Source organism: Paraburkholderia dinghuensis (assembly GCF_003837865.1).
Taxonomy (GTDB): domain Bacteria; phylum Pseudomonadota; class Gammaproteobacteria; order Burkholderiales; family Burkholderiaceae; genus Paraburkholderia; species Paraburkholderia dinghuensis.
On the sequence record NZ_RQIS01000048.1, the window covers coordinates 1 to 1,937 of the forward strand.

The window sequence follows — 1,937 nt, forward strand, 5'->3', positions numbered from 1 at the left end:
CCGCGTTTTCGCGCCGTCCGCACAGATCGTAGCGAGTGCCACGGTGTCCGGCATGGACGCCTACCAGGCGCTGTGCGCGGAAGCCGAACGCGATTACGAGGGCTTCTGGGCGCGCCTCGCGCGCGAGACCCTGACGTGGCAGAAGCCGTTCACGAAGGTGCTCGACGAATCGAAGGCACCGTTCTACACATGGTTCGAGGACGGCGAACTCAACGCTTCGTACAACAGCCTCGACCGTCATGTCGAAGCGGGCCATGGCGCACGCGTCGCGGTGATCTTCGAAGCCGATGACGGCACCGTCACCCACATCACCTACCAGGACCTGCTCGCCCGCGTTTCGCGCTTTGCCAACGCGCTGAAGACGCGCGGCGTGAAGAAGGGCGACCGCGTGGTGATCTACATGCCGATGTCCGTCGAAGGCATCGTGGCGATGCAGGCGTGCGCGCGGATCGGCGCGACGCACTCGGTGGTGTTCGGCGGTTTTTCGTCGAAGTCGCTGCACGAGCGCATCGTCGACGTGGGCGCCGTGGCGCTCATCACCGCCGACGAGCAGATGCGCGGCGGCAAGGCGCTGCCGCTGAAGAACATCGCCGACGAAGCGCTCGCGATGGGCGGCTGCGAAGCGGTGCACAGCGTGATCGTGTTCCAGCGCACGGGCGGCAAGGTGGCGTGGCACGAAGGCCGCGATTACTGGATGCATGAAGTCTCGGCGGCCGAGAGCGACACCTGCGCGCCGGTGCCGGTGGGCGCGGAGCATCCGCTGTTCATCCTGTACACGTCGGGCTCGACGGGCAAGCCCAAGGGCGTGCAGCACAGCACGGGCGGCTATCTGCTGTGGGCCGCGCAGAGCATGAAGTGGACCTTCGACTCGAAGCCCGAGGACGTGTTCTGGTGCACGGCCGACATCGGCTGGATCACGGGCCACAGCTACGTCGCGTACGGACCGCTGACGATCGGCGCGACCCAGGTGGTGTTCGAGGGCGTGCCGACGTACCCGAACGCGGGCCGCTTCTGGGACATGATCGCGCGGCACAAGGTCACCACGTTCTACACGGCGCCGACGGCGATCCGCTCGCTGATCAAGGCATCGGAAGCCGACGCGAAGGTGCATCCGAAGAGCTACGACCTCTCGTCGCTGCGCATTCTCGGCACGGTGGGCGAGCCGATCAATCCGGAAGCGTGGATGTGGTACTACCAGAACGTGGGCGGCGCGCGCTGCCCGATCGTGGACACGTGGTGGCAGACCGAGACGGGCGGCCACATGATCACGCCGCTGCCGGGCGCAACGCCGCTGGTGCCGGGTTCGTGCACGCTGCCGCTGCCGGGGATCATGGCGGCGATCGTCGATGAAACGGGCCAGGACGTGCCCAACGGGCAGGGCGGCATTCTGGTGGTCAAGCGCCCGTGGCCGGCGATGATCCGCAACGTGTGGGGCAATCCGGAGCGCTATCGCGCGGGCTACTTCCCTGAGGAACTGGGCGGGCGTCTGTACCTGGCGGGCGACGGCAGCGTGCGCGACAAGGACACGGGCTACTTCACGATCATGGGCCGCATCGACGACGTGCTGAACGTCTCGGGTCACCGGCTGGGCACGATGGAGATCGAGTCGGCGCTGGTGGCCAATCCGCTGGTGGCGGAGGCGGCGGTGGTGGGTCGTCCGGACGACACGACGGGTGAGGCGGTGGTGGCGTTCGTGGTGCTCAAGGGCGCGCGTCCGCATGGCGAAGACGCGGTGAAGCTGGCCAACGATCTGCGTGCGTGGGTGGGCAAGGAGATCGGACCAATCGCCAAGCCGCGCGATATCCGCTTCGGCGAGAACCTGCCGAAGACACGCTCGGGCAAGATCATGCGGCGTCTGTTGCGCTCGCTGGCGAAGGGCGAGGCGATCACGCAGGACGTTTCGACGCTGGAAAATCCGGCGATTCTTGATCAGCTCG

The 1,937-nt window shown here is 67.0% G+C and carries 1 protein-coding gene; it reads left to right on the top strand.

The window, feature by feature from the left end; translation table 11 throughout:
- The coding region (gene acs / locus D1Y85_RS26810; RefSeq protein ID WP_246025077.1) for an acetate--CoA ligase at positions 1-1,937 on the top strand (1,937 nt) is incomplete at both ends.